This is a genomic window from Vogesella urethralis (assembly GCF_007644045.2).
Classification (GTDB): domain Bacteria; phylum Pseudomonadota; class Gammaproteobacteria; order Burkholderiales; family Chromobacteriaceae; genus Vogesella; species Vogesella urethralis.
Genome location: NZ_VMDW02000091.1, coordinates 38,496 through 63,385, shown reverse-complemented (window position 1 = coordinate 63,385; position 24,890 = coordinate 38,496). Strand labels below are relative to the sequence as shown.

Here is a 24,890-nt window from a genome sequence, read left to right as displayed (position 1 = left end):
AATGGCTTACCGTAATGGCACCTATGTCGCCTTCCATGCAGGCGGTACGACTGACCCAACTGCATCTGATATTAAGTACTACAACACGATGAAGATGTGGAGTGCTAACAAGAACATCGATTTCAAATTGATCAACAGCCATGAGAAAACATCGGCAGTACGAGATTCGTCAACAAGGGAAACATTACGCCGCGCGCTGATCACTCGGCTTAACAACTCTAAGCATATGGTCCTTGTCCTGACAGCGACAACGAAAAACGATACCGACTGGGTTCCATTCGAGATCACCTACGCTATAGATGAGTGTCAGATGCCGATCATTGCCGTCTATCCGGACTATGACTCAATACTGGCTCCGGCGGAGCTCTCGCACTATTGGCCCCCAGCACTTGCATCTCGCATCATGAACAACACTGCTCGTGTAATTCATATCCCGTTCAAGCTGCCTGCTGTTCTTGATGCTATTGATCAATTTGGCGTCTCGAACACAACGTATCCGACTAATGGCTACGGCTTCTATAACCGTGAAACACAGGTTGGTTGGGGACTCATAAAGCGCTAGGCGGCATCGCACGAGAAAGTACACATGATGAATGGATGCACTTGGCAGGTGTTGCAACGCCATCGTTAACTACGTACGAGGAGAGATTTCGTGAAGAAAGAAGAAGTGTTAGGGATACTTCAAGACAATGGCTTTGTCTTAGATGAAGAAAAGATCATTCCTTATGGCATTCAGTTTTCCTTCAGGAATGGTGCGAAGGTGAACGTATACGATAAGGGAACCGTCACCCCCCAGGGGCAGCATGTCGAACAAGTAAAAGCTCTTCTGGGCTTAGCTGTTCAGAATGGTGTGGTGCCTGTCGTTGCCACGACGGTGGCTACACGAAAGAAGGTTTTTGTTGTTTATGGTCACGACGTAGATTCTCGTGCACAACTCGAAGCGATGCTCCGCCGTTGGGATCTTGACCCGCTAATTCTTGATCAGCTACCAAGCGAAGGCCAGACAATCATTGAGAAGCTGGAAAAACACACCAGTGAGGCCAATTTTGCTGTGGTGCTTGCGACTCCTGATGATATCGGGTTTCGGGATGGGCACGAAGACGAAAGAGCTTATCGAGCACGTCAAAATGTCGTGCTTGAATTGGGAATGATGCTTGCTAAACTTGGGCGGAAAAATGTCGCAATTCTTCTAAAGCAGCAAGAGAATATGGAGCGTCCATCTGATATTCAAGGGTTGATCTATATCCCCTTTAAGGACTCTGTAACCGATGGGTCTGTTTTGCTCGCTAAAGAAATGGCTGCTCAAGGTTATAAAATTGATATCGGGCGGCTTTGAAAGTTAATTTTTCAATCCCAAGGGGCGTATATTGAACTCGTGGGTTCTCTTTGCGCCCACATAGACTTTACTTGAAATCTTTGAATATTATTCTCTCTGACTCCTGAATCTGTATTCGAACTCAGTCACAGATTGCTTTACCTTATACTGGTAGCCTTAGCTGATCTGCTCTGCTGTCTGATCTAATAATGCACTGCAGGCAGCAGACCGGCTAGGACTGCCAGTCGTGCTACACCACATTGGCAGCAGGTATTGTTCAGAAGCAGGCTTATAAAATCTTTATCCATCAAGTTCTCTAATTAAATTTCATCCGATACTTGATATATTATTTTCTACTACTCGGTGTCGATGTCACATTAGCCATACTTTCTCTATGAATCCGAATCGATCTCTACTAATCTCAGTAGCAAATGCAAACCATACGGCTGATCTTGTAGATAAATTGGGGGAGGTCGCTCTGGATAGCCTACTGAAGGAAGGTGCCCTGAAGGAAATTCCAGTTATTGGTACTGCAATGACCCTCTTCAAAGCAGGAAATAACATTGCAGCTTACTTCTTTGCCAAAAAGATTGTGGCTTTTTTGTGTGAAGTCGAAAAAATTTCACATGAGAAGCGAACTGATTTCCTGAACAAAAATTGCTCTGACGAAGAAGGCGTTGAAAAAATCGGGGAATTAACCCTAATGCTCCTTGAAAGAATTGACCATCCAACTTTGGCGAAGTTATTAGGCAGAGCTTTTCGGCTTATGGTCAATGAAACAATTTCACGTCAAACTTTCGAAATCTATTCATATATTATTGTCGGTCTAAACCCATACCTTATTCGCCAAATCGACCAGTTCTATCAGTACGAGGGGGTTATGATCATTGATGCCCCTGCAGCGATTCAGTTGACCAATTATGGTCTCGTCGCTGTTCATATGCTTCCTAACTATTCTGGAAGTAGCAAGACGATGGCTAGATCGTATGAGCGAACGGAGTTTGGAGAATTTTTTTATGACCGGGTAATAAAAAATGCCTAATTATTCCGTTGAGAGAGACCACCCACATTCGCAGCATGTGGGTTCCCTTCGCCGCTCCGGTGGTCATGCACGTCAAACGTTAATGTCTGCAATGCTACAGGGTGTTGAAGTAGACGACCAAGGCAAAAAACTTCTGCTATGACCGAGAAGCGCACTAACTTTAACCATGAAGCAAATCGGTTTAGAACTCGGAAATGAAAAATGGCCTCCAACTTAGAGGCCATTTGTTCAGCGGAGTGCTGAGAGCAGAATCCAGAAATCTAGAAACTCGCGGGATCCTACACACATTTTACAATCTCACTAATTGAGAAAATCTCACTTAGAAAGAGAACCTACATTCTTAAACATCAATATTCCGCGCAATCAACGCATTGCTCTCGATAAACGCGCGGCGTGGTTCGACGTTGTCGCCCATCAGGGTGGTAAACACGTCGTCGGCGGCCATGGCGTCTTCGATTTTTACTTTCAGCAGGCGGCGTACGGTGGGGTCCATGGTGGTTTCCCACAGTTGTTCCGGGTTCATCTCACCCAGGCCTTTGTAGCGCTGGATAGACAGGCCCTTGCGGGTTTCGCCCAGCAGCCAGTCCAGCGCGTCGCCAAATTCGCTTACCGGTTTGACCGTTTCGCCGCGTTTTACCTGGGCGCCGTCGCGCAGCAGGCCGTGCAGCATGTCGCCGGTTTTGGCCAGTACGTCGTAGTCGGCGCTGTCCAGGAAGGTTTGGTCGATGGCGGTCACCATCACGTTGCCGTGCAGCATGCGGGTGATCTTGATCAGCCAGGCGTCGTTTTTCTCGTCGCGCAGCACGTCCAGTTTGATCAGCTCGGCCGGCAGGTGGGCGCTCAGGCGTTGTACGGCGTCGCGGGCGGCGGCGTCGCTATCCACGGTGATGCGGCCAACCTTCATCAGCGCGTGCAGTACCAGCGGGTCTACTACGCGGCTTTCGCGGTCGATGGCGGCGCGGGCTTGCAGGTACTGGCGGGCAATTTCGCCCAGCGTGTCGCCAGACAGCGGGGCTTCGCCGGCGGCGGGGCTGAGCTCGGCTTTGTCCAGTGCCAGTTGCAGCAGGTACTGGTTCAGCTCGTAGTCGTCTTTCAGGTAGCGTTCCTGCTTGCCGTGCTTGGCTTTGTACAGCGGCGGCTGGGCGATGTAGATATGGCCGCGCTCTACCAGCTCGGGGGTCTGGCGGTAGAAGAAGGTCAGTAGCAGGGTGCGGATGTGCGCGCCGTCCACGTCGGCATCGGTCATGATGATGATGCGGTGGTAGCGCAGCTTGTCCGGGTTGTATTCGTCTTTGCCGATGCCGCAGCCCAGGGCGGTAATCAGGGTAGCTACTTCCTGGCTTTGCAGCATTTTGTCGAAGCGGGCGCGTTCCACGTTCAGGATCTTGCCCTTCAGCGGCAGAATGGCCTGGAACTTGCGGTCGCGGCCCTGCTTGGCGGACCCGCCGGCGGAGTCACCCTCCACCAGGTACAGTTCGGACATGGCGGGGTCTTTTTCCTGGCAGTCTGCCAGTTTGCCGGGCAGGCCCAGGCCGTCCATCACGCCTTTGCGGCGGGTAATTTCGCGGGCTTTGCGCGCGGCTTCACGGGCGCGGGCGGCTTCTACGATCTTGCCGGTGATGATCTTGGCTTCGTTGGGGTTTTCCAGCAGGAAGTTTTTCAGCGCTTCGCTGATTACTTCGTTGACCACGGGGCCGATTTCACTGGACACCAGTTTGTCTTTGGTCTGGCTGCTGAACTTGGGGTCGGGCAGCTTTACCGACAGCACGCAGGTCAGGCCTTCGCGCATGTCGTCGCCGGTGGTGTCCACCTTGGCTTTTTTGGCCACTTCGCTTTCTTCGATGTAGCTGTTCAGGGTGCGGGTCATCACCTGGCGCAGGGCGGTAAGGTGGCTACCCCCGTCGCGCTGCGGAATGTTGTTGGTGAAGCACTGCACGTTTTCCTGGTAGCTGTCGTTCCACTGCATGGCTACTTCGACGGTCATGCCGTCTTTTTCGCCAATGCCGTAAAACACTTTGGGGTGCAGCGCGTTCTTGTTGCGGTTCATGTACTGCACGAAGCCGGCCACGCCGCCGCTGAAGGCAAAGTTTTCTTCTTTGCCGCTGCGTTTGTCGATCAGGGTGATGGCCACGCCGTCGTTCAGGAACGACAGTTCGCGGATGCGCTTAGCCAGGATGTCGAAGTGGTATTCCACGTTGCCGAAGGTTTCTTCGCTGGCGCGGAAGGTCACTTCGGTACCACGGTGGGTGGTGTGCCCGGTCATGGTGAGCGGGGCCACGGCTTCGCCACGGCGGAATTCCATTTCGTGTACCTGGCCGTTACGCCAGATTTTCAGCTTCAGCCAGTCGGACAGCGCGTTCACTACCGATACGCCCACGCCGTGCAGGCCGCCGGAGATCTTGTAGCTGTTGCTGTCGAACTTACCGCCGGCGTGCAGGATGGTCATGATGACCTCGGCTGCCGAGCGGCCTTCTTCCGGGTGAATGTCGGTAGGGATACCGCGGCCGTTGTCTTCCACCGAGATGGATTGATCCGGATGGATGGTGACCTTGATGGTGTCGGCATGGCCGGCCAGCGCCTCGTCAATGGCGTTGTCCAGTACTTCGAACACCATGTGATGCAGGCCGGTGCCGTCCTGGGTGTCGCCAATGTACATGCCGGGGCGCTTGCGCACTGCGTCCAGACCTTTCAGTACCTTGATGCTGTCCGCGCCGTATTCCTGTTCGCTCATAAACCCACTCTTGTTTCTTTCTGTCCGGGGCGGTTGCCCCACTGTTTGCGGCCAACCTGGGTGGTTGGCCGCAGCCGCTTACCCTGCGCGGGGCAGGGCAGGCGGGTGTCAGATGCGCATCGGCATTACCACGTATTTGAACGTGGCGTGCTCGGGGATGGTTACCAGCACGGCGCGCACGGCGTCGCCAAAGGCGAGCTGTACGGTGTCGGCCGGCAGGTTGGTTAGCACATCCAGCAGGTAGTTGATGTTGAAGCCGATTTCCAGCGAGGGGCCCTGGTAGGCGATTTCCAGCTCTTCTTCGGCTTCTTCCTGTTCACTGTTGGTACACAGGATGGACAGCGTACCCGGGCGCAGCACCAGGCGCACGCCGCGGAATTTTTCGTTGGCCAGAATGGCCGCACGCTGCAGGGCCTGCAGGAAGGTGACGCGTTCCAGCAGGAAGATGTTGTTGTTGTCCAGCGGGATAACGCGGTTGTAGTCCGGAAACTTGCCGTCCACGATCTTGCTGATGATGACGGTGCTGCCAAAGCTGAAGCGTACCTGGTTGGACAGCAGCTCTACGTTGATCTGCTCGTCGCTGTCCTGCAGCAGCTTGTACAGCTCCAGGATGGTTTTGCGCGGCAGAATCACTTCGCTCTTGGCCAGGTTGGCGTCGATGTCGGCGCTGGCAAAGGCCAGGCGGTGGCCGTCGGTGGCCACCAGGCGTACCTGGTTGCCTTCGGTTTGCAGCAGCAGGCCGTTCAGGTAGTAGCGGATGTCCTGCACCGCCATGGCGTACTGTACCTGGGCAATCAGGCGCTTCAGGTCGCGCTGGGCCAGGCTGAAGCTGGCTTCGGCGGCACTGGCGGCCGACAGCAGCGGGAAGTCGTCTGCCGGCAGCGTTTGCAGGTTGAAGCGGCTTTTGCCGGCTTTCAGGGTAAGGCGGCCGTCCTGTTGTTCCAGGGTAACGGTGGCGTTACCGGGGATGGCACGCAGGATGTCCTGCAGCTTCTTGGCCGAGGTGGTGAGGCGGAAGGCTTCACCGGCGATGTCGTCGTGGCTGGCGGTGGTGATCTGGATTTCCAGATCGGTAGCCAGAAAGCTCACCGCATCTGCCTTCTTCTCGATCAGTACGTTCGAGAGGATGGGCAGGGTGTGGCGACGCTCCACAATGCCGGTGACAGCCAGCAGGGGTTTGAGCAGTGCATCGCGTTCGGCTTGCAGAATCAGCATGTGCGGACTCCTGGTGGGTTACAGGTCGTTATCAAAAAATGCTTCAGTTACGCAGCATGGACAGCAGCGTATCGTAATCGTGGGCGATGTCGGCGTCACTGCCGCGCATTTCGGCAATGGTTTTGCACGCGTGCAGCACGGTGGTGTGATCGCGGCCGCCGAAGGCATCGCCGATATTGGGCAGGCTCAGCGAGGTAAGCTCTTTGGCCAGCGCCATGGCTACCTGGCGCGGGCGCGCGATGTCGCGGCTGCGCTTTTTGCTGTGCATGTCCGACAGCTTGATCTTGTAGTACTCGGCCACCGTTTTCTGGATGGCGTCCACGGTAACCTGGCGGTTGCCGGCGGCCAGGATATCTTTCAGCGCCTCTTTTACCAGCTCCATGGTGATGGGCTGGCTGGTAAAGCGGGCGTAGGCCACCACGCGCTTCAGCGCGCCTTCCAGCTCGCGCACGTTGCTGCGCACGTTCTGGGCAATGAAGAATGCCACGTTGTGGTCCAGCTTGGTGTTGTCGGCTTCGGCCTTCTTCATCAGGATGGCCACGCGCATTTCCAGCTCCGGCGGCTGAATCTCGACGGTAAGGCCCCAGCTGAAGCGCGAGATCAGGCGCTCTTCCATGCCTTCGATCTGCTTGGGGTAGCTGTCGCAGGTCATGATCACCTGCTTGCCGCCCTCGATCAGCGCGTTGAAGGCGTAGAAGAATTCTTCTTGCGTGCGGTTCTTGCCGGCAAAGAACTGGATGTCGTCGATCAGCAGCAGGTCCAGGCTGTGGTAGTAGCGCTTGAACTCGTCAAACGCCTTGTGCTGGTAGGCGCGCATGATGTCGGCCACGTAGCGTTCGGCGTGGATGTAGCGGATCTTGGCTTGCGGGTTCTTCTGGTAAACGTGGTTACCGATGGCCTGGATCAAGTGGGTCTTACCTAAGCCGACGCCGCCGTACACAAACAGCGGGTTGTAGGCCGGGTCGCCCGGGTTTTCGGCAATTTGCAGCGCGGCGGCGCGCGCCAGCTGGTTACCTTTACCGGTCACCAGCGTATCGAAGGTGAACGCCGGGTTCAGGCGGGTGCTTTCGTGGCCGCCGCCAATGGCTTTCAGCGCCGCTTGCTTGGGGCTGGTGGCCACGCTGGGGTTGCTGGCCGGTTTGCTGTCGGCAGGTTTAGCGTCGCCAACGTCCACGTTGGCCGCAGCGGCCGGCGCGGCGCCGTTGCTGCGCGGCGTGGCTTTGGGCGGCGTAACCGGCGCCGGGGCTTTGCCCGCCGGCGCGCCAATGCGCAGCTCTACCGGCATTTCGCCCAGCAGCTCGATGGCCAGCTCTTCAATACGCGCGAGGAAGCGGTCCTTGATGAACTGCAGGATGAAACGGTTGGGCGCGTACAATACCAGCGCCTCCTCGGACGGCTCGGCGGCCAGAGGACGGATCCAGGTATTGAATTGCTGGGAGGACAGTTCTTCCTCCAGACGCGTCAGGCACGTAGGCCAGAAGTGTTCCGGTGCAGTCATCAAAGTCATTAAAAACAAAATCCCGCCGTAATCGAGACAACTGGTCTTGGGGGCGGGAGAACCGGCGGCGAGTAACACCGACGGTTATGGTTGGGTGGCCTGCATCAGGGCGCCGTGTGCAGATCAAGATTGCTTTGCAGGGCACGGCAGCAGGCAGCTTTTTCAAACGGCTATTCTACGGCTTTTGCCCAAAGTTATCCACAGCGTTGCAAACATTTTGTGCAGTTGGCCGCCCGTTACGGGCGCGTTTGTTGTCTCTATAATGCGTCAGCCCGTAGGGCAGGGCGGTGCTGCTACCGCCTTTAAAGACGCAATGCTTGACAAAACATGGCTTTATCTGTGTAATCACGCGTTTATTTCCGTTTCGAAACAGGAAAACCATCATGAAACGTACTTACCAGCCTTCCAATACCCGCCGCAAGCGTACCCACGGCTTCCTCGTTCGCTCCAAGACCCGTGGTGGTCGTGCCGTTCTGGCCGCCCGTCGCGCTAAAGGTCGCAAGCGTCTGGCTGTCTAACGCTTGGACAACACATTTCGCCGTGCGCACCGGCTTTTAAAAACGGATGAGTTCTCATCCGTTTTTCATTTGCGCAACGCGCGCAGCAACCAGTTGTTCCAGGTGTACGCGCGGCCTAACGGCCTGACGCATGCGCGTCTGGGCCTGGTGGTGGGCAAAAAGGTGGCCAAACGCGCCAACCGCCGCAATTACATCAAGCGGACGGTGCGCGAATGGTTTCGCCTGAACCAGCACACGCTGCCCGCCATGGACTTTGTGGTGCGTTCGCGTCAGGCCTACCACCGCGACGACTACCAACAAGCTGTCACAGCCCTGGCCGCGCTATTTGCTAAACTAGCCCGATGTCGAAACTCTTGATACTTCTGGTGCGTTTCTACCAGCTGGCCATCAGCCCCTGGTTGCCGCCGCGTTGCCGTTATCAGCCAACGTGTTCGGCCTACGCCATCGAAGCATTAAGAAAGCACGGCGCCATCAAGGGCGGCTTGCTTGCGACACGACGGATTTGCCGTTGCCACCCCTGGGGCGGCAGCGGTTATGACCCGGTTCCCTGACCTTTCCGGTAAGAGAGATGGACTCCAGACGACTGATTATCTTCATCGCGCTGTCTTTCGGCATCCTGCTTCTGTGGCAGGAATACTTCGCGCCGAAGCCGCCCGCCAAGCCTGCCGTGCAGCAACAAGCTGCCGCGACAGCCGCCCCGCATTCCGACGTACCGTCTGCCCAGCTGGCAGACAGTGCCAAACCGGCCAAAGGCCAGCGCGTGGTAGTGAATACCGACGTGCTGCGCGCCGAGATCGACACCAATGGTGGCGACCTGCGCAGCCTGCAGCTGCTGAAGCACGACGGCGCGGTGGATACCACCAAGCCGTTCGAGCTGCTCACCGACAAGGGTGACCGCCTGTACGTGGCGCAAACCGGCCTGATCGCCGCCGGCAACACCGCGCTGCCCACCCACAAGACCGTGTTTACCGCCGAAAAAGCCAGCTACGCGCTGGCCGGCGACAAGGTGGAGGTGAAACTGACTGCCCCGGCCGCCAATGGCGTGCAGGTGAGCAAGGTGTACACCTTCAGCAAGGGTAGCTACGTCATCGACGTGCGCTACGACATCGTGAACGGCGGTACCACCCCACTGTCCACCACCGCCTACTTCCGCCTGCTGCGTGACGGCAAGGCGCCGGAAGGCGAAAGCCGCTTTGCCCAGACCTTCACCGGCCCGGCCGTGTACACCCACGACGCCAAGTTCCAGAAGGTGAAGTTTGAAGACCTGGACAAAGGCAAGGCCGAGTACGCCAAAGTGGCAGACAACGGCTGGGTGGGCATGGTGCAGCATTACTTCGGTACTGCCTGGGTGCTGAGCCCGGAGCAGGGCCAGAAGGTGTGCGCTACCCCGCAAAGCTGTCAGTTCTTGCTGGAGCCGAAAAACGGTGCCTACTCTGCTGCCACCCTGGTGACGGTACCCACCGTCGCACCGGGCAAGACCGCGTCGCTGACCGTACCGCTGTTTGCCGGCCCGCTGGAATACAACACCGTGACCAAGGTGACCGAAGGCCTGGAGCTGGCCAAAGACTTCGGCATGGTGCACATCTTCGCGTCGCCGCTGTTCTGGCTGCTGACCAAGCTGCACGCGCTGGTGAACAACTGGGGTTGGGCGATCGTGCTGCTCACCCTCACCGTGAAGGCCGTGTTCTACCCGCTGACCGCCGCCTCCTACCGCTCGATGGCCAAGATGAAGGTGCTGGCACCGCGTCTGGAAAACCTGAAGCAGCAGTACGGCGACGACCGCATGAAGTTCCAGCAAGCCGTGATGGAGATGTACAAGACCGAGAAAGTGAACCCGCTGGGTGGCTGCCTGCCGATGCTGGTGCAGATCCCGGTATTCATCGGCCTGTACTGGGCGCTGCTGGCCTCGGTAGAGCTGCGCCAGGCGGAATGGCTGTACATCCACGATCTGGCCCGCCCGGACCCGTTCTACGCGCTGCCGCTGATCATGGCGATCACCATGTTCGCACAGACTTTCCTGAACCCGCCGCCGGCCGACCCGATGCAGGCCAAGATGATGAAGATCATGCCGGTAGCCTTCTCGGTGATGTTCTTCTTCTTCCCGGCCGGCCTGGTGCTGTACTGGGTAGTGAACAACCTGCTGTCCATCGCGCAGCAGTGGTACGTGAACCAGAGCATCGAAAAAGCCCGCAAGGCGGCCCTGCAGTCCTGATCTGCGGCCAACCTTGTACGGTAGAATCACAGCCCGGCCTTCTGGCCGGGCTTTTTGCTGCCCGGCCCGCACGGCGAGCTACAATGCCATCAGCTACGAACCCCACGAAAGAACACGAAAGCCGCCTGTCAGCGTCTGCCTGATGCCGCGTCTTTGGGTGTCTTTTCGTGGCTTTCGTGGCCACAGAATCCAAGGAACCCCCATGAGTCTCAGCTACACCCCCAGCACCATCTGCGCCATTGCCACTGCCCCCGGTCGCGGCGGCGTGGGGGTGGTACGCGTGTCCGGCCGCGACCTGCTGCCCTTTGCCCAGGCCATCAGCGGCGGCAAAACGCCGCGCCCGCGCTACGCCACCTACACCGATTTTTACGCCGCCGACGGCAGCGCCATCGATAACGGCCTGCTGCTGTACTTCCCCGGCCCCAACAGCTTTACCGGCGAAGACGTCATCGAGCTGCAAGGCCACGGCGGCCCGGTGGTGATGAAAATGCTGGTCAGCCGCTGCCTGCAGCTGGGTGCACGCCTGGCCGAGCCGGGCGAGTTCACCAAGCGCGCCTTCCTGAACGACAAGCTGGACCTGGCGCAAGCCGAAAGCGTGGCCGACCTGATCGACGCTGCCAGCGAAAGCGCCGCCAAGAGCGCGCTGAAGTCGCTGAAGGGGGCGTTCTCGAACCAGATCCATGGCCTGGTGGACGAGCTGATCAACCTGCGCATGCTGGTGGAAGCCACGCTGGACTTCCCCGAGGAAGACATCGACTTCCTGGAAAAAGCCGACGCCGTCGGCCGCCTGCGCCGCCTGCGCGGCCAACTGCAGCAGGTGCAAGCAACCGCCAAGCAGGGCGCGCTGCTGCGCGAGGGCATGCACGTGGTGCTGGTGGGGCAACCCAACGTCGGTAAATCCAGCCTGATGAACGCGCTGGCCGGCGACGACATTGCCATCGTCACCGACATTGCCGGCACCACCCGCGATACCGTGCGCGAGGAGATCGTTATCGATGGCGTGCCGGTGCACATCATCGATACCGCCGGCCTGCGCGACACCGACGACGTGGTAGAAAAGATCGGCATCGAGCGCACCTGGCAGGCGGTAGAGCGTGCCGACGTGGCGCTGCTGCTGATCGACAGCCGCGATGGCATCGTGCCCGAGGTACAAGCCATTCTGGACAAGCTGCCGCCACGCCTGCCGCGCGTGCACGTGTTCAACAAGGTGGACCTGTCCGGTGGCGAGGTTGGCCGCAGCGAGCAGGACGGCCACCCGGTGGTGCACCTGTCGGCGCGTACCCACGCCGGCGTGGACGCCCTGCGCGCACTGCTGCTGGAGATGATCGGCTACAGCGGCGATAGCGAAGGCGTGTTCCTGGCGCGCGAACGCCACCTGGACGCCATCGCCCGCGCTGCCGACCACCTGGCGCTGGCCGAAGCCGACTGGCAGATGGTGGAAATCTTTGCCGAAGAGCTGCGCATGGCGCAGAACAACCTGTCGGAAATCACCGGCAAGTTCACCCCCGACGACCTGCTGGGCGTCATCTTCAGCCGTTTCTGCATCGGAAAATAAAATCATGTTCGCGGAGGTTTGCTAACGTCCGCATGCCCCTAAAGAAGCCCCGCCAGTCGGGGCTTTTTCGTTTGTTAGGGTTCGCTAAGGTTCGTGGACTTCCGCAAGTTTTAGGTACACACTTAGGTACACACAGCACTTTGGCTGGTGTTCGTGTGTACCTAAAACAATGCCGTTACTACATTCTGAATGGCCTGTTTTTGTGAGGGGGCCATTTTCCGGCACCGGATAGTGCTACAAGCCTTTGCTGGCTTAGATTCTGGGATTTTTCCTGTGTACCTATCCCGTGTACCTAAAGGACGTGATTACCCCGAAACGGGCCTGTTTTAGGTACACAGCTATGGCCCAGACGCTGCCATCAGGCCGAAATATCCCCAGTTTTGGGCCGTTTGTGGCATGCCTGGCGCTACTGCTGGTGTGAGAAACCCAGTACTGGCAAGGCTTACAGCCGGATTTTGTGTGTACCAATCTGTGTACCTAAAGGAGCGTGAAGCATGGCACGTCAAGCAAAACCCCTTACCGATACTGCTATCAAGGCGCTGAAACCGAAGGTGGCGCGGTATCGGGTAAGCGACACCAGCGGCCTGCTACTGGAAGTGATGCCCAGTGGTGCCAAGATTTGGCGTTATCGCTACCAGCTGCACGGCGTACGCCAAGCTGCCCTGACAATTGGCCCGTACCCGGAAATCAGTCTGTCTGCTGCCCGCAAACAGCGTGATGAGTGGGCCGCCCTGGTGGCGCGTGGTGAGTCGCCCAAGCGTGCTGTACAGGAGGCCAAAACCGAGCGTCTAAACACCGTTGCTGCTTTTGCTGCCGAATGGTTGGGGCAGCAGTTGCCCGATAAGTCAGCAAGCTACCAACGCACCATGACACGCATCATGGAAAAGGACGTGCTGCCGTGGCTGGGTGGCATGCCGCTGGCCGATGTGAAGCCGGCTGACGTGCTGGAGCTGTGCGACCGCATCAAGTCGCGTGGCTCGCCCAAGATGGCCTTGCTAGCCCGCAATGTCCTCAAGCGCATGTACGACTACGCTATCGCTCGCCAGGTGGTTGATACCAACCCTGCGGGCGTACTGGTTGCTCGCTTTATCGCCAGCGAGGAAAGCCGTACCCGTGTGTTGTCTGCCGAGGAGGTGGGCCAGGTACTGCGCGGTGTGTATGCGTCGGATATACGGCGTAGCCTCAAGCTGGCACTGCACCTGCTGGCCATTACGATGGTGAGGAAAACCGAGTTGACCGAGGCCCGTTGGGATGAGGTCGATTTAGATGCGGGGGTGTGGGATATCCCAGCTGAACGCATGAAGAAAGACAGGCCGCACCGTGTGTACCTGTCACGCCAGGCCATTGCCTTGTTGCAGGAGCTGCACCACCTGGCTGGCCGTTCCGTGTATTTGTTTCCATCTAGCAGGGGCATGGAAGATCGCCCGATTGCCAGCAGCACACTAAATCAGGCAGTGCGGGCCTTGTCGTTGGATGTGCAGCACTTCGTATTGCACGACTTCCGCCGTACCGCATCCACCCATCTGCACGAAATGGGGCACCCGTCTGATGCCATCGAAAAGGCACTGGCTCACAAGATCGTGGGTATCAAGGGTGTGTACAACCGGGCCGAGTATGCCGAGCAGCGCAAGACCATCATGCAGGCATGGGCTGACTTTGTGCAGTCAGCGGTACAGGGCGCTGAGGTGATACCGCTTTTCCGTAGTGCATAGGCTGACATGAGTTCCGCAATGGTCTGTATGGGTTCGTTAAGGTCTGCGGAGTGTTGCATATCAGATACAAGTAAGGAAAAAGTGATGCCGGACGTTTGCGGACGTCTGCGGCCTTCCTGATACGTGGTGATATCGCACGACACGGCACGCTGCTACACATTGCGGCACATTACGGTACACCCGTCAAAGTATAGGTGTTGACGGGGCTTGCACTGCATGGCCCAATAAATAAGCCCTCTATTCAGAGGAGGCATTTTTTTTCAAAGCGCCACTGCGCCCACGAAAAGGAGTTGCCTCTGATGAATGACACCCTGCTGCGCTTGCCGCAACTGATCTGCAAGACCGGGCTTGGTAAAAGTGCCATCTATGCCCGCATTACCCCCAATCCCAAACGCCCCAATGACTACGATCCTACTTTCCCCAAGCCGGTAAAGCTGGGTGGCCGCGCTGTTGCCTGGCTGGAAAGTGAAGTGAACACCTGGATTGCCGAGCAGGCCGCCAGCCGCAAGGAGGCCGCGTAATGGCTACCTTGCCTTGCACTACCGCTGTTACCTGGCTGGGCCGTCTGGCACTGGCCTGCATGCCCGTGCCTCTTGCCCCCATCCGTCTGCAGCACTGGCTTGCCACCCCACACCAGCAGCGCCATAATGCCCCCGTGCCGTTCAATAGCGGCACCGGGCTTGGCGGCCCGAACATAGAGGCGGACAGCCGCCTTGCGGCTATTTTTATGTCCGTCCGTAACACCATTGGTGCGCCCTTTTCTATGGCGGGCCGTGGTGGGGGCGTGCTTGCACGCGCCGGTTCCTCTATGCCGGTCCGCCAACCCTGCCACGTGCCTGCCTCCCTGCTTGGCGGCGAGGAGTCGGGTTATCAGCTCGTAGAGGAGGCCACCATGCCTAGCATCGCCCTGCGCGTCGTTCGCGCCCTGTTCCCTGTTTTCTCTGTTCCTGTATCTACCGTACCGACCCATGCCCAGGCATGCGCTATGGCGCGTCTGCTGGTGTCGCAAGGCAAGCGCGTGGCCATTGCCCCCGCTGCCCAGGGTTTCACCGTGTCGGAGGTGAAAGCATGAACACCACCACCGCCAGCGGCGTAACTGTCGCCGCCACCCTTGCCCCAGTAGCTGTTATCACCATGAAGCCCCAGCCGGTGGCAGCCATCACCCTGACCGCCTTTGCTGATGGCCATGTCAGCATCCAGCGGGATGGCGACCTTGACGCCATGCAGGACGTGCTGTGCCGCATCCTTGCCCAAAAGCAGGCGATTAAGCAGGTCGCCTTGCCCCTGCGCCGCCCCGGTATTACCCGGCCTGCGGCCATCGTCACCCTGACGGCCTTCGCTGACAGCAGCATTCACCTGGAGCGCGTAGGCGACACCAGCACACTACTGGCTGCCCTCGCCCAAGCCCTGACCCAGCAGCAGGCCGTTACGCCTGCCACGCCCCTGCCGTAGAGGTAACAACATGGACAAGAAACTGATTGCCCTGCCAGCGGGCAAGGCCACCGGCTTGCCGGCGTATCGCTGCGGTGCGGCCCTGGCTGTTGAAGTGCTAGACCGTATCCGCGCCCAGGCACGAGCCGGTGAAGCGGTAACGCCGTACTGGCTGGCCGACGCCCTGAACGGTTTGCCACCAGATAGCCGGCGTGGCTTTCTGGTAGTGGTGGCCTGCTATGCAGCAGCAGCGGCTGCTGTGGCTGACGATATCGCCGTGTGCCACAAACTCAGCCAGCTAATGGCCCAGATCGACCAGCAAGGGGGTGCCGCATGAATGCCCCGTACCGAGCGCCAGGCGACGATATCCGCGCTGCACTGGCTTACCTAGACGCCCACGACCGCGACAAGTGGGTAATGCACGGCATGGCCGTGAAATCGGAGCTGGGCGAGGCCGGTTTCCCCATCTGGGATGACTGGAGCCGCACCGCCGACAACTACCAGCCCAAGGCAGCACGATCTGTCTGGAAGAGTATTAAGCCTGCCGGGCGTATCACCATTGCCAGCTTGTTTGCCGAGGCCATCCAGAACGGCTACCGCCCGACCGCGCCTTACCAGCCGCCCAGCCCCGAGGAGCGAGCCAAGATCGAGGCCGACCGGCAGGCCGCCCAGGCAGAGGCCGAGGCGCTGGCCCAGCAGCAGCGGGACGCCGCCCGGCAGAAAGCGGCCAACCTGTGGGGGCGTGGCCATGCTGTCAGCAGCGAACACACCTACCTGCAGGCCAAGGGTATCCAGCCCAAGGGCGCGGCCCAGCTGCGCGACATGCTGCTTATCCCGCTACGGGACGGCGGTGAGCTGGTCAACCTGCAGATCATTGGCGCCGATGGCGGTAAGCGTTTCCTGACGGGTGGCCAGGTCAAAGGTGCCTCGCTGGCCTTGGGCAGGCTCAAAGATACGGAAACCGTTCTTTTGTGCGAAGGCTGGGCCACGGGCTGCACCTTGCACCAAGCCACGGGCTTGCCGGTGGTGGTGGCCTTCAACGCCCACAACCTGGTGACGATCGCGGGCCGGCTGGCCAGTGCCTTGCCGCTGGATGTGCAGGTGCTGGTGTGCGGTGATACAGACGAAAGCCTGACCGGCCAGAAAGCGGCCAGCCGCGCTGCCGAGCTGCTGCAGGGCCGTGGCCGTTCGGTGGTGCCGGTATTCACCCAGGAACAGGCCGAGCAGTACCGCCAGCAGCATGGCAAAGCGCCAAGCGACTACAACGACCTGCACCAGCTGGCCGGGCTGGAAGAGGTCAAAAAGCACGTTCTCCGGGGTGACTTAAAAATGGTGGGAACAGTGGGAACAGTGGGAACAGAAACGCTAGAAGCCTTGCCAGATAAGGCTGACAGCCGTTCCCACTTTTCTGTTCCCACTCCCGAGCGTTCCCACTTTTCGGACGAAATCAGCCCGCAAACGCCGCAAGGTGACTCCCCGTTCTTCGTGTCGGAGGGTATCCCCGGCCAGCGTGACGGGGTGTATTGGTGCGAGCCATCCGACGACGGCAAGGACAAGGACAAGCTGTGGTGGCTGTCTGCACCCCTCTACATTCTGGGCGAAACCCGCGACGCCAATCAGAGCAACTGGGGCCGCCTGCTGGCCTGGCAGGACAACGACGGCCACCCGCACCAGTGGGCTTGCCCGGTCGAAATGCTGGCCGCCAGCGACACGGCAGAATTCCGGCGTGAACTGGCGCGGGGTGGGCTGACCATCTCCACCAACGGCAAGGCCCGGCAAAAGCTGGTGGATTACGTGCTGACCCATCGCCCCGAGTCCGCCACCCGCCTGCGCTGCGTGTCCCGTATCGGCTGGCATGATCTGCGCTATGTGCTGCCTGCCGCTGTCTATGGCGAGCAGGAGGGCGAGGGCGTGATCTATCAGGGGGCGGACAGTGGCGACTTTGACCACGCCGGCACCCTGGCCGAGTGGCAGCAGCACATTGCCGGCCCGGCAGCGGGTAACAGCCGCATTGTGTTTGCCATTGCCGTGGCCTTTGCTGGTGTGCTGGCAGACATGGCCGGCGAGTCGGGCGGGGGCTTCCACTTCGTGGGCACCACCAGCAAGGGCAAAACGTCCACGCTGCTGGACCCTGCCGCCAGCGTATGGGGCAGCCCTGACCGCTTCGCCAAGAAGTGGCGCACCACGCAGAACGGCCTGGAGGCGCTTTGCCTTGGCCGTAACGATGGCCTGCTGATACTGGACGAACTCGCCCAGATCGCCGCGACAGACGCCGGGGGTGCGGCCTACCTGATCGCCAACGGCCAGGCCAAGGCCCGTATGACCAAGGAAGGCGGCAACCGCCCAGCGCAAACATGGCGCGTGATGCTGCTGTCTGCCGGCGAAATCGACCTGGCCCAGCACATGGCCGAGGCCGGCAAAACCGCCAAGGGTGGCCAGATGGCCCGCTTACCCGCCATCCCTGCTGATGCCGGGGCTGGTATGGGCACGCTGGAGCAGCTACACCACCACCCCAACGGCCAAGCTTTTGCCGACGCCATGAAGGCCCACACCCGCCAGTATTACGGCACAGCCGGGCAAGCCTTCCTGCAGCAGCTGACCAGTGGGGCCGAGCAGGAAACCATCCGGGCCAATGTGCGCGAGAGCGTGACCGCCATTATCGGCAATCTGGGTGTGCCCAAAGGGGCAGCCGAGGAAATCGGACGGGTAGCGGCCCGCTTCGCCCTGGTGGCCTTTGCCGGTGAGCTGGCCACCCGCTACGGCGTGACAGGCTGGGCACCTGGTGAAGCGTACCGCGCCGCCCGGCAGTGCTTCCGTGAATGGCTGGCCGAGAACAATACCGGCCTTGCCGCTGATGACCGCGCCTTGTTCGCCCAGGTGGCCGCCTTCATGCAGGCGCACGGGTCTACCCGCTTCCCTGACCATGATGCAGACCCGGAATCGATGGCACGCCATCACAACCGGGCAGGCTTCCGTTACACCGACGAGGCCGGCGAGCTGCAATTCTGGGTACTGTCGGAGCCGTTCAAGAAAGAGCTGTGCAAGGGGTTTCAGACCCTGGCCGCTGCCCGCTCCCTGATCGGTGCCGGCTGGATGTTGGCCGGGGATACCGACGGCAATAAGCAGCGCAGTACCCGCAAGAAACGTATCAAGGCGCTGAACTCAACCACAGTGAATGTGTACGTGCTGACCAGCGCAGCACTGGAGGGCGACGAATGAGCATCCCCGATTGGCTGGCTACCACCCTACAGCACACGGCCCAAACGCCCGCGCTGTCCCCAAAAAGTGGGAACAGCCGAGAGTGGGAACAAAAAGTGGGAACGGCTGAAAGCCTTACCCAGCAGGGGTTTCAGGGTTTTGTTCCCACTGTTCCCACTGTTCCCACCAAAAAACAGTCACCCGGAAAAACGACTGAAACAGGGGGTAATGCCCCGGCAGTCGCGGCGAACGATGCCGACACCGGCCACCCCATCCCCGATGATCTGCCCGGGCTGGTGTCGCGGGTCGCCACGTTGGAAGGTTGGCCGCAAGAACTGCAGGCGGAACACCTGGCCATCATTCGCCGGCAGCTGGTGTCCGGTGAGTGTGACGCCGACACCATCCGCGCTGGCTGGCTGGCGCATATCGACCGCTGGCACAACGTCCGCGAGGCCATCGAGGAGCGGGCCGCCATCATGGAGTACGACGGCGGCGTACCGCGCAAGCAGGCCGAACAGTTGGCAGCAGCAGATAACCAGTGCCTGGCCTGCCGCCACTGGCGGGGCGAACTGACCACTACCGATGACCGTACCATGGCGCTGTCGCTGGTGGGCGTGAAGCAAGCGCCACGGGCCAGCCGCACCATGGGTATCTGCGCCAAGCGGTACAAGCCCTGGCGGGTGTCCAACATCCCCGGCGATGCCGATTACAGCCGCTGGCATATCGTGGGGCATTGCGGGTGGGAGGCTGGGCAAGGAAGGTTGGCCGCATGAAGCAGCGCAAGGGGCTGGCCGGTAGCGTGCTGGCCCTGCTGGTGGATGCTGGGCGCGGCCTGACGCTGGGCCAGATACAGCATTACCTGCCGGGCCACTGTGAGCTGTCCGAGCTATCCGCCACGCTGGCCAGACTGGCGCGGCAGGGTGAGGTGTCTGTGGTGATGGTAGAGCGTACCGCCGACAAGGGCCGGCGCATGGTGAAGCAGTACAGCACGAGGAACGAGGAGGGGAGCGCATGACTGCGCCGTATGTGGATTGGCCGCAAGTGATTGCGGATATTGCTCATGCCGGTATCAGTTACGGCGACATATGCACAGAAACAGGGGTGAGCCGTGACAAGCTTTGCCGCTATAGCAAGCATGGCTCAGAACCGAGGCACAGCGATGGCATGGCGCTGCTGGCGCTATGGTGTCACATCACAGGGCGTGAGCATGAAGCGGTGCCAGTCGTGGGCATGGCTGAAGGTGCGGCGGTGTCCTCATCCTCGTTGTCCGCTGGTGTGAACCAGCAGCATCACCCGGCAGCCGTCTTTCCGGTGGTCAGCCATGTTCGAGAGGAAGCATAGCACTGCCCCGTGTGAAGAGGCACCGCCATGGCGTTTGCCCTGTTGAGAAATGTTGAGGTGCCGATACGCCGCGCCTGGCTAAGAAATGCTCAGGTATCGAGCAACCTAAGAAAACCTAAGGCTGCATCTTCCTATCGCCAACCGTGACATAACGTAACGTGCCGGCTGGTGTAGGTGGCTACGGCGTAGCGAAGCACTACGAACGTATCAAAGCAATACGCCTTGCCGTGGCCACCTTCGCGGCTGGCAGTGCCTTGCCCCCAGGGTAGGGAAGGGAGGGGGGGTATCGAAACCTTGTGATGCCCGCCCCTCTAGACCGCCCGTATTCCCACGTGCAGATTTTTTCCCCTCTGGAGGAAATTGTTAAAGGCTTAACATCCAGCCGGCAGCGGCCTGTAACAGGCGCTTGGCCTTGCCTGGCATAGCTTTGAATGCGTACAGAATCGCCCAGGGCGTGTTAACGGTTTAACAATCTGGGCCAAGTTTTAACAGGTGGTGTTAACAGGGGTTTAACAGCGACGGTGCGGCAAATGCGGAAAATTCCGAAGGGCAGGAGTTGAGGAATGTTGAGGTGTCCGCTGCGGTGCCTACCGTATCGGACTTGCGTGGAAAGGATAGCTCGCCCTGAACAGGGAAAGCTATCCAGTTTGCAGGAGTGCGGCTCGTTAGTTTATTCGGTGAAGTAGTAGGGGATAGAACCGTCTAGCAGCTTGATTGCGTTCTCTTCGAAGGTGCCAACGTACTTGCAAGGCATATCCAAGGTGTATACCTCATCCCCGTCAACACGGAGATTAACAGCAGGGGTTGTGTAGAAGAATTCGCCATCAAAGTTGCCAATGTTCTTGCCGTCAGATGTATGAACTTGCAGGTGCGTGCTTTTACTCATCAATTTTCTCCTCAAGATTGGTGGCCAGTTAGATAATTCTATGTCATTTTCTGGGGCCGCTCTATCTGATGTAAGGCGCTGGAAATGCGACAAGCCTCACGACCAAAAATGGCCAGCCAGAAGTTTTAGGTACACGCTTAGGTACACACGCGAATTTTAAAAAGCACGGATTCCTTATTTGGTAAGGGTTTCAGGCTTGCTCATAACATTCTGCATCGATAATTTCACTTCCGCCGACGTTCGCCAGCGTTCGCATACCCCGGCACAAGCCCCGCCAGTCGGGGCTTGTTTGTAGGTAGGCAGTACGGCCGGGTCTCAGCGTCCGCTGCGGAACTGTTGCCACAGCCGGGTGTAGCCCTGAATGGTGGTGGCAGACAGTGGCTGTGCCACATAGCTGTCTTTCAGGTCGCTACTACCGGGGTAGATGGTACGGTTGTTGATCAGTGCTGCCTTCACGTAGGGGCGTGCGGCCAGTACTGCGGTGGCGTAGGCCACGTGGTTGGCATTGGCAGCCGCAGTCTGTGGCGCCAGCATGGCGTTGATCCAGGCGTGAGCGTTGTCACGATGGGGTGCCCCTTTCGGAATGGCCAGTACATCGAACCACACATTCAGACCGCGTTTGGGTAGCAGAGCCTGGATCTGCACCCCGTTTCCGGCTTCGCGGGCGCGCATCTGGGCAAAGTTGAAGTCGCCGTTGTAGCCCATGGCTGCGCACAGGCTACCGCCAGCCATCTCGTTGTAGTAGCCGGACGAGGAAAAGCGGGTGATGTAAGGGCGCAGTGCCATCAGCTGCGGCATGATGGCCTGGTAGTCGGCCAGATGGTCGCTGTTGGGGTTTTTGCCGTAGTAGTGCAGGGCCACCGGAAAGAACTCGCCTGGCGAATCCAGCAGGCTGACGCCGCAGCGGCTGAGTTTGGCAAGTAGCGCCGGCTTGAAGATCAGGTCCCACGGGTTGTCCGGGAGCGGGCTGCCCAGCGCTTTCTGTACCTGGCGGGTATTGATGCCGACGGTGTTGAAGCCCCAGAAGTTGGGGACCGCGTAACGGTTGCCGGGGTCGAATGGCTGCAACAGCTTCAGTAGCGCCGGGTCCAGATGGCGGGCGTTGGGCAGTTTGCTCATGTCCAGCGGTTCGAACAGCCCGGCCTTGATGCCTAACGCCAGCGTGGTATGCGAGGGAACCACCACGTCGTAGCCGCTTTGGCCGGTCATCAGCTTGGCCCGCAGGATTTCGTTGCTGTCGTATACGTCGTAGTTCACCTTGATCCCGGTGGCTTTGCTGAAGGCCGGGACCGTGCTTTCGGCAACGTAGTCGGTCCAGTTGTAGATGTTGACGCTGCCGGCGGCCTGGGCGGTATTGCCCAGGCTGGCCAGTACGCTGGCGAGCGCGAGGAGACGTAGTTTCATGGCGAGGTTCCTGTAGCGTTTAACCGGCAATTTCCCTTGCGGCACGCAGGCCGGACAGGTAGGCGCCGTGGACGGTGGCAAAGTGTTCGCGGTGGGTGGCTTCGCCGGCAAAGTGGACGCGCCCGGCGGCAGCGGCAAGCTGTGTACGCTGTGTGGGCGTTGAGCCGGCGCGGTTGAACGAATAGGCACCGCGTGCAAACGGGTCACTGCTCCAGCGGGTCAGTTGCGCATCGATCGGGTCGGGTATCTGTCTGCCATACAGCGTGCGCAGTGTCTGCATGGCGCCAGCCACGATTTTCTCGTCACTTTGTTGTTCGATGGCCTGGCCGTAGTCGGCCGCATTGAAGCCCAGCAGAACCGGTTTGCTGCTGACGCGGCTCAGGCTGAGCCATTCGCTCCATTGCCCGCGTTGTGCCAGCGGCGGGATGTATTCCAGCCAGTCCTTGTCCTGTGGCCAGAACGCTTTTTCGAAGCGCAGATAGCATTTGTTGTAATGCCCCATGCCCAAGGCTGCGATGGCTTGTTGCTTGGCCACCGGTAGCGCCGGGTTAAACACCACGTTGCCGGCCTGCAGCACACCCAGTGGCAAGGTAACGACTACCCGGTCGGCCTGATACTGCGTGCTGGTCGTGTGCACGCTGACGCTGTCATCTCGCGAGTGGACGGCCTGTACCACTTCGTTGAGGCGAATATCCAGCCCGCTGGCCAGCCACTGCGGCAGGGCGGCATAACCGGCCGGAAACAGCACATCGTCGCCCTGATAGGCACCCGCGCTGTCAAACCAGTGGGCCGACAGCGCGTGCCACGGGCCGGCGTACTCGTGTTCGATGGTGCTGTTGACCAGAAAGTGCAGCAGCGTGCTGTCGTCGTCCGACAGACCGGGCCAGCGCAGCGCTTGTTGCAATGCCTGTTGTAGGCTGCTGTCGGTATCGCTTTGCTGGATTTCGTGCAGCGCCCGTTCTAGTCGCGCATGCCATTGGTCCAGCTTTCCTTGCCCCGCCGCCGACAGCGGGCGACCATGGCGGTCGTAAACCTGATTGCGTTCATAGTAGGTAGCGACTGTGCGCGCTCCGGCCTCGTGTGCCAGCCGGGTAAGCGGGTTACCCTGCGAGCCATGTATCCACGAGGCACCCAGGTCTACCGGTATGTCGGGCCAGTGTGTGCTGCTCCAGATGCGGCCGCCGATGCGCGGCCGTGCCTCCAGAACCGTGACCAGCCAGCCGTGGTCGGTCAGGTAGCGTGCCGCTGCCAGGCCTGCCATGCCTGCGCCAATCACGATGGCACGCCCGTTCGCGGCGCGCGGCGCGGCGAGAGCCGCCGGCAGGCTGCCCGCCAGCAGGGCACCAGTACAGGCCAGAAGTTGACGTCGATTCATGATGCTTTGCTCCTTTATGGGGCCTGGCTGGCTTGTTGTTCGTCCAGCCAGGCGTAGCGTTGATAAGCCAGTTGCAAGCCCAGTTTCTGTAGCCAGTCACCCGGGGGTAACCGGGGAGGCAGCGTCTGGTAGACGGCGCAGGCTTCGGTAGCCGTTGGCCGCACGCCTGCAATGCGGCGTGCCAGCGCTCGCCCCATCCATGGCATGGTGTTGATGCCATTGCCGTGGCAGCCAAAGGCATACCATTGCCGGCTGCCGGGCCGGGTTTCGCCCATGGCCGGAACCATGCCGCGCGTGACTGAGACCAGCCCGCGCCAGTAATAGTCCACCGGGCAATCGGCAAAGGCTGGAAACTTGCGTGCCATGGCGGCCTGCAACGCTTGTTGCTGCCGCACGCCGTGTTGCGGGCTGCCGCTGAGGTCACCACGGGCACCGAACAGTAGCCGTCCGTCCGGCAAGCGCCGGTAGTAGTGCAGCAGATGGCGGCTGTCGAAGGCCGGGCTGAGGGTGTGGTAGCCGTGGCTGCTCCATTGCTGTTCGTCCAGTGGCGCGGTGACGATGATGTTCGAAATGGCCGGCAGCTGTCGGCGGTTGAGGGTGGCAGGCTGTACCCGCGCCGGGTAGGCGTTGGTGGCAAAGAGCAGGTGACGGGCGTGGATGCGACCATCTGGTGTGTGCAATATGTGGTGCCCGCCGCCATGGCTTAGCCGGCAAACCGGGCTGTGGCTGTTCAGCCGGGCACCATGCTGTTGTGCGGCGCTGGCCAGGCCATAGACCAGCGCCAGCGGGTTGAGGCCGCCGCCATTGTCCAGGTGCAGTGCCCCATGCTGTTCCGGCCCGCCGTGGCCTTCTTCCGCAAAACTGTCGGCGTCCAGTAGCCGGCAGGGCAGCGGGCCATAGCGTTGCCACAGTGCGTACTCTTCCTGCAGCCCCTGCCAAGCGGCTGCCGCATGCGCCACCATATAGCTGCCGCGGCCGTGCCGGATGGCCAGTTGCTGCTGCGTACAGAATGCCTCCACCAGGTTTTGCCCCTCGTACTGCGATTGCAGAAACAGCCGGGTTTCGGTTTCACCCCAGCGGGTGAGCAGTTCGGCCAGCGACAGCTTGGTGGCCGGCAACGTGTTGAAGCCGGCATTGCGACCGGAGGCACCCCAGCCCAGGGCCCCGGCGTCTACTACCACGACGCGGATACCGTGGTCGCGCGCCAGATGCAGCGCCGCCGACAAACCGGTGAGGCCGGCGCCGACGATGGCAACGTCGCAGTGTTGCAGCTCGTGCAGGCTGCCGCTGTCAGGCGGCGGCGGGGTCATGTCGTGCCAATAGCTGGGTGGTGGCGTAGCGGTCTGGTACTGGCTGGCGTGATAGAAGTGTTGCACGGCGGGCTCCTCGCTGGGTTGGCCGCACGATGCCACGCGACCGCATGGCTTCACAACACGCACTTTTTGCCGGAGGATGTT

24 protein-coding genes are annotated in these 24,890 nt (G+C 59.9%); 17 read left to right on the top strand and 7 right to left on the bottom strand.

Annotation, left to right across the window (positions count from 1 at the left end):
- Position 1: 1 nt before the first annotated feature.
- The 3 genes from FLQ03_RS11295 (at position 2) to FLQ03_RS11285 (ending at position 2,357) form a co-directional block, all read left to right on the top strand.
- Positions 2–562, top strand: a complete 561-nt coding sequence (locus FLQ03_RS11295; protein WP_144373388.1) for a TIR domain-containing protein — start codon at positions 2–4, stop codon at positions 560–562.
- A gap of 90 nt (positions 563–652) precedes the next feature.
- The gene (locus FLQ03_RS11290) at positions 653–1,336 is read left to right on the top strand and encodes a TIR domain-containing protein (protein ID WP_144373387.1); all 684 of its coding nucleotides are present in this window, start codon (positions 653–655) and stop codon (positions 1,334–1,336) included.
- A 373-nt stretch (positions 1,337–1,709) separates the two neighbouring features.
- Positions 1,710–2,357, top strand: a complete 648-nt coding sequence (locus FLQ03_RS11285; protein WP_144373386.1) for a hypothetical protein — start codon at positions 1,710–1,712, stop codon at positions 2,355–2,357.
- Between the two features lie 340 nt (positions 2,358–2,697).
- Here the strand turns inward: FLQ03_RS11285 and gyrB are convergent, their stop codons facing one another.
- The 3 genes from gyrB to dnaA form a co-directional block, all read right to left on the bottom strand.
- Positions 2,698–5,088, bottom strand: a complete 2,391-nt coding sequence (gyrB, locus tag FLQ03_RS11280) for a DNA topoisomerase (ATP-hydrolyzing) subunit B (protein ID WP_144373385.1) — start codon at positions 5,086–5,088, stop codon at positions 2,698–2,700.
- A 108-nt stretch (positions 5,089–5,196) separates the two neighbouring features.
- A complete protein-coding gene (gene dnaN / locus FLQ03_RS11275; RefSeq protein ID WP_144373384.1) occupies positions 5,197–6,303 on the bottom strand; it encodes a DNA polymerase III subunit beta in 1,107 nt (368 codons plus the stop codon).
- Between the two features lie 43 nt (positions 6,304–6,346).
- On the bottom strand, positions 6,347–7,801 hold the full coding sequence (dnaA, locus tag FLQ03_RS11270) for a chromosomal replication initiator protein DnaA (protein ID WP_144373401.1): 1,455 nt from the start codon (positions 7,799–7,801) through the stop codon (positions 6,347–6,349).
- Positions 7,802–8,184: 383 nt separating this feature from the next.
- Here dnaA and rpmH point away from each other — a divergent pair, with 383 nt between their 5' ends.
- From rpmH to FLQ03_RS11200, 14 genes are all read left to right on the top strand, one after another.
- Positions 8,185–8,319, top strand: a complete 135-nt coding sequence (rpmH, locus tag FLQ03_RS11265) for a 50S ribosomal protein L34 (RefSeq protein ID WP_088965802.1) — start codon at positions 8,185–8,187, stop codon at positions 8,317–8,319.
- 3 nt (positions 8,320–8,322) lie between these two features.
- Positions 8,323–8,676 carry a ribonuclease P protein component gene (gene rnpA, locus FLQ03_RS11260; RefSeq protein WP_144373383.1) on the top strand — a complete coding sequence of 118 codons (354 nt, stop codon included), beginning with the start codon at positions 8,323–8,325 and terminating at the stop codon, positions 8,674–8,676.
- A complete protein-coding gene (gene yidD, locus FLQ03_RS11255) occupies positions 8,661–8,870 on the top strand; it encodes a membrane protein insertion efficiency factor YidD (RefSeq protein ID WP_144373382.1) in 210 nt (69 codons plus the stop codon). Before rnpA ends, yidD begins: the two co-directional genes overlap by 16 nt.
- Positions 8,871–8,887: 17 nt before the next feature.
- Positions 8,888–10,531, top strand: coding sequence for a membrane protein insertase YidC (yidC, locus tag FLQ03_RS11250; RefSeq protein WP_144373381.1), 1,644 nt, complete (start codon positions 8,888–8,890; stop codon positions 10,529–10,531).
- Between the two features lie 202 nt (positions 10,532–10,733).
- Positions 10,734–12,086, top strand: a complete 1,353-nt coding sequence (gene mnmE / locus FLQ03_RS11245; protein ID WP_144373380.1) for a tRNA uridine-5-carboxymethylaminomethyl(34) synthesis GTPase MnmE — start codon at positions 10,734–10,736, stop codon at positions 12,084–12,086.
- 494 nt (positions 12,087–12,580) lie between these two features.
- Positions 12,581–13,798, top strand: coding sequence for a tyrosine-type recombinase/integrase (locus FLQ03_RS11240; protein ID WP_144373379.1), 1,218 nt, complete (start codon positions 12,581–12,583; stop codon positions 13,796–13,798).
- 299 nt (positions 13,799–14,097) lie between these two features.
- Positions 14,098–14,319: a helix-turn-helix transcriptional regulator gene (locus FLQ03_RS11235; protein WP_144373378.1), complete on the top strand. Its 222-nt coding sequence runs from the start codon at positions 14,098–14,100 to the stop codon at positions 14,317–14,319.
- Between the two features lie 371 nt (positions 14,320–14,690).
- Entirely contained in the window at positions 14,691–14,870 is a 180-nt protein-coding gene (locus tag FLQ03_RS11230; protein ID WP_144373400.1) for a hypothetical protein, read from the top strand.
- Positions 14,867–15,250 (top strand): hypothetical protein, encoded by a 384-nt coding sequence (locus FLQ03_RS11225; RefSeq protein ID WP_144373377.1) that lies wholly within the window; start codon positions 14,867–14,869, stop codon positions 15,248–15,250. The genes FLQ03_RS11230 and FLQ03_RS11225 overlap by 4 nt, the downstream gene beginning before the upstream one ends.
- A gap of 10 nt (positions 15,251–15,260) precedes the next feature.
- Positions 15,261–15,566, top strand: a complete 306-nt coding sequence (locus FLQ03_RS11220) for a hypothetical protein (RefSeq protein WP_144373376.1) — start codon at positions 15,261–15,263, stop codon at positions 15,564–15,566.
- A complete protein-coding gene (locus FLQ03_RS11215) occupies positions 15,563–18,448 on the top strand; it encodes a DUF927 domain-containing protein (RefSeq protein ID WP_144373375.1) in 2,886 nt (961 codons plus the stop codon). The genes FLQ03_RS11220 and FLQ03_RS11215 overlap by 4 nt, the downstream gene beginning before the upstream one ends.
- A 275-nt stretch (positions 18,449–18,723) precedes the next feature.
- Positions 18,724–19,200, top strand: a complete 477-nt coding sequence (locus tag FLQ03_RS11210) for a hypothetical protein (protein ID WP_144373374.1) — start codon at positions 18,724–18,726, stop codon at positions 19,198–19,200.
- Complete coding sequence (locus FLQ03_RS11205) at positions 19,197–19,442, top strand: hypothetical protein (protein ID WP_144373373.1); 246 nt, start codon at positions 19,197–19,199, stop codon at positions 19,440–19,442. The genes FLQ03_RS11210 and FLQ03_RS11205 overlap by 4 nt, the downstream gene beginning before the upstream one ends.
- The gene (locus FLQ03_RS11200; RefSeq protein WP_144373372.1) at positions 19,439–19,768 is read left to right on the top strand and encodes a hypothetical protein; all 330 of its coding nucleotides are present in this window, start codon (positions 19,439–19,441) and stop codon (positions 19,766–19,768) included. The genes FLQ03_RS11205 and FLQ03_RS11200 overlap by 4 nt, the downstream gene beginning before the upstream one ends.
- A gap of 670 nt (positions 19,769–20,438) precedes the next feature.
- Here the strand turns inward: FLQ03_RS11200 and FLQ03_RS11195 are convergent.
- The 4 genes from FLQ03_RS11195 to FLQ03_RS11180 all read right to left on the bottom strand — a co-directional run bounded on the left by FLQ03_RS11195 (position 20,439) and on the right by FLQ03_RS11180 (position 24,809).
- Complete coding sequence (locus FLQ03_RS11195; RefSeq protein ID WP_144373371.1) at positions 20,439–20,654, bottom strand: hypothetical protein; 216 nt, start codon at positions 20,652–20,654, stop codon at positions 20,439–20,441.
- 315 nt (positions 20,655–20,969) lie between these two features.
- Positions 20,970–22,058: a polyamine ABC transporter substrate-binding protein gene (locus tag FLQ03_RS11190; protein ID WP_144373370.1), complete on the bottom strand. Its 1,089-nt coding sequence runs from the start codon at positions 22,056–22,058 to the stop codon at positions 20,970–20,972.
- A gap of 19 nt (positions 22,059–22,077) precedes the next feature.
- A complete protein-coding gene (locus tag FLQ03_RS11185; RefSeq protein ID WP_144373369.1) occupies positions 22,078–23,433 on the bottom strand; it encodes a flavin monoamine oxidase family protein in 1,356 nt (451 codons plus the stop codon).
- A gap of 14 nt (positions 23,434–23,447) precedes the next feature.
- Positions 23,448–24,809 (bottom strand): NAD(P)/FAD-dependent oxidoreductase, encoded by a 1,362-nt coding sequence (locus tag FLQ03_RS11180; RefSeq protein ID WP_170252392.1) that lies wholly within the window; start codon positions 24,807–24,809, stop codon positions 23,448–23,450.
- Between the last annotated feature and the right edge of the window lie 81 nt (positions 24,810–24,890).

Coding starts and splice junctions, on each gene's coding strand:
- FLQ03_RS11295 (WP_144373388.1), top strand. CDS start 2: ATGGCTTACCGTAATGGCACCTATGTCGCCTTCCATGCAGGCGGTACG.
- FLQ03_RS11285 (WP_144373386.1), top strand. CDS start 1,710: ATGAATCCGAATCGATCTCTACTAATCTCAGTAGCAAATGCAAACCAT.
- gyrB (WP_144373385.1), bottom strand. CDS start 5,088: ATGAGCGAACAGGAATACGGCGCGGACAGCATCAAGGTACTGAAAGGT.
- dnaN (WP_144373384.1), bottom strand. CDS start 6,303: ATGCTGATTCTGCAAGCCGAACGCGATGCACTGCTCAAACCCCTGCTG.
- dnaA (WP_144373401.1), bottom strand. CDS start 7,801: ATGACTGCACCGGAACACTTCTGGCCTACGTGCCTGACGCGTCTGGAG.
- rpmH (WP_088965802.1), top strand. CDS start 8,185: ATGAAACGTACTTACCAGCCTTCCAATACCCGCCGCAAGCGTACCCAC.
- yidD (WP_144373382.1), top strand. CDS start 8,661: ATGTCGAAACTCTTGATACTTCTGGTGCGTTTCTACCAGCTGGCCATC.
- yidC (WP_144373381.1), top strand. CDS start 8,888: ATGGACTCCAGACGACTGATTATCTTCATCGCGCTGTCTTTCGGCATC.
- mnmE (WP_144373380.1), top strand. CDS start 10,734: ATGAGTCTCAGCTACACCCCCAGCACCATCTGCGCCATTGCCACTGCC.
- FLQ03_RS11240 (WP_144373379.1), top strand. CDS start 12,581: ATGGCACGTCAAGCAAAACCCCTTACCGATACTGCTATCAAGGCGCTG.
- FLQ03_RS11235 (WP_144373378.1), top strand. CDS start 14,098: ATGAATGACACCCTGCTGCGCTTGCCGCAACTGATCTGCAAGACCGGG.
- FLQ03_RS11230 (WP_144373400.1), top strand. CDS start 14,691: ATGCCTAGCATCGCCCTGCGCGTCGTTCGCGCCCTGTTCCCTGTTTTC.
- FLQ03_RS11225 (WP_144373377.1), top strand. CDS start 14,867: ATGAACACCACCACCGCCAGCGGCGTAACTGTCGCCGCCACCCTTGCC.
- FLQ03_RS11220 (WP_144373376.1), top strand. CDS start 15,261: ATGGACAAGAAACTGATTGCCCTGCCAGCGGGCAAGGCCACCGGCTTG.
- FLQ03_RS11215 (WP_144373375.1), top strand. CDS start 15,563: ATGAATGCCCCGTACCGAGCGCCAGGCGACGATATCCGCGCTGCACTG.
- FLQ03_RS11205 (WP_144373373.1), top strand. CDS start 19,197: ATGAAGCAGCGCAAGGGGCTGGCCGGTAGCGTGCTGGCCCTGCTGGTG.
- FLQ03_RS11200 (WP_144373372.1), top strand. CDS start 19,439: ATGACTGCGCCGTATGTGGATTGGCCGCAAGTGATTGCGGATATTGCT.
- FLQ03_RS11195 (WP_144373371.1), bottom strand. CDS start 20,654: ATGAGTAAAAGCACGCACCTGCAAGTTCATACATCTGACGGCAAGAAC.
- FLQ03_RS11190 (WP_144373370.1), bottom strand. CDS start 22,058: ATGAAACTACGTCTCCTCGCGCTCGCCAGCGTACTGGCCAGCCTGGGC.
- FLQ03_RS11185 (WP_144373369.1), bottom strand. CDS start 23,433: ATGAATCGACGTCAACTTCTGGCCTGTACTGGTGCCCTGCTGGCGGGC.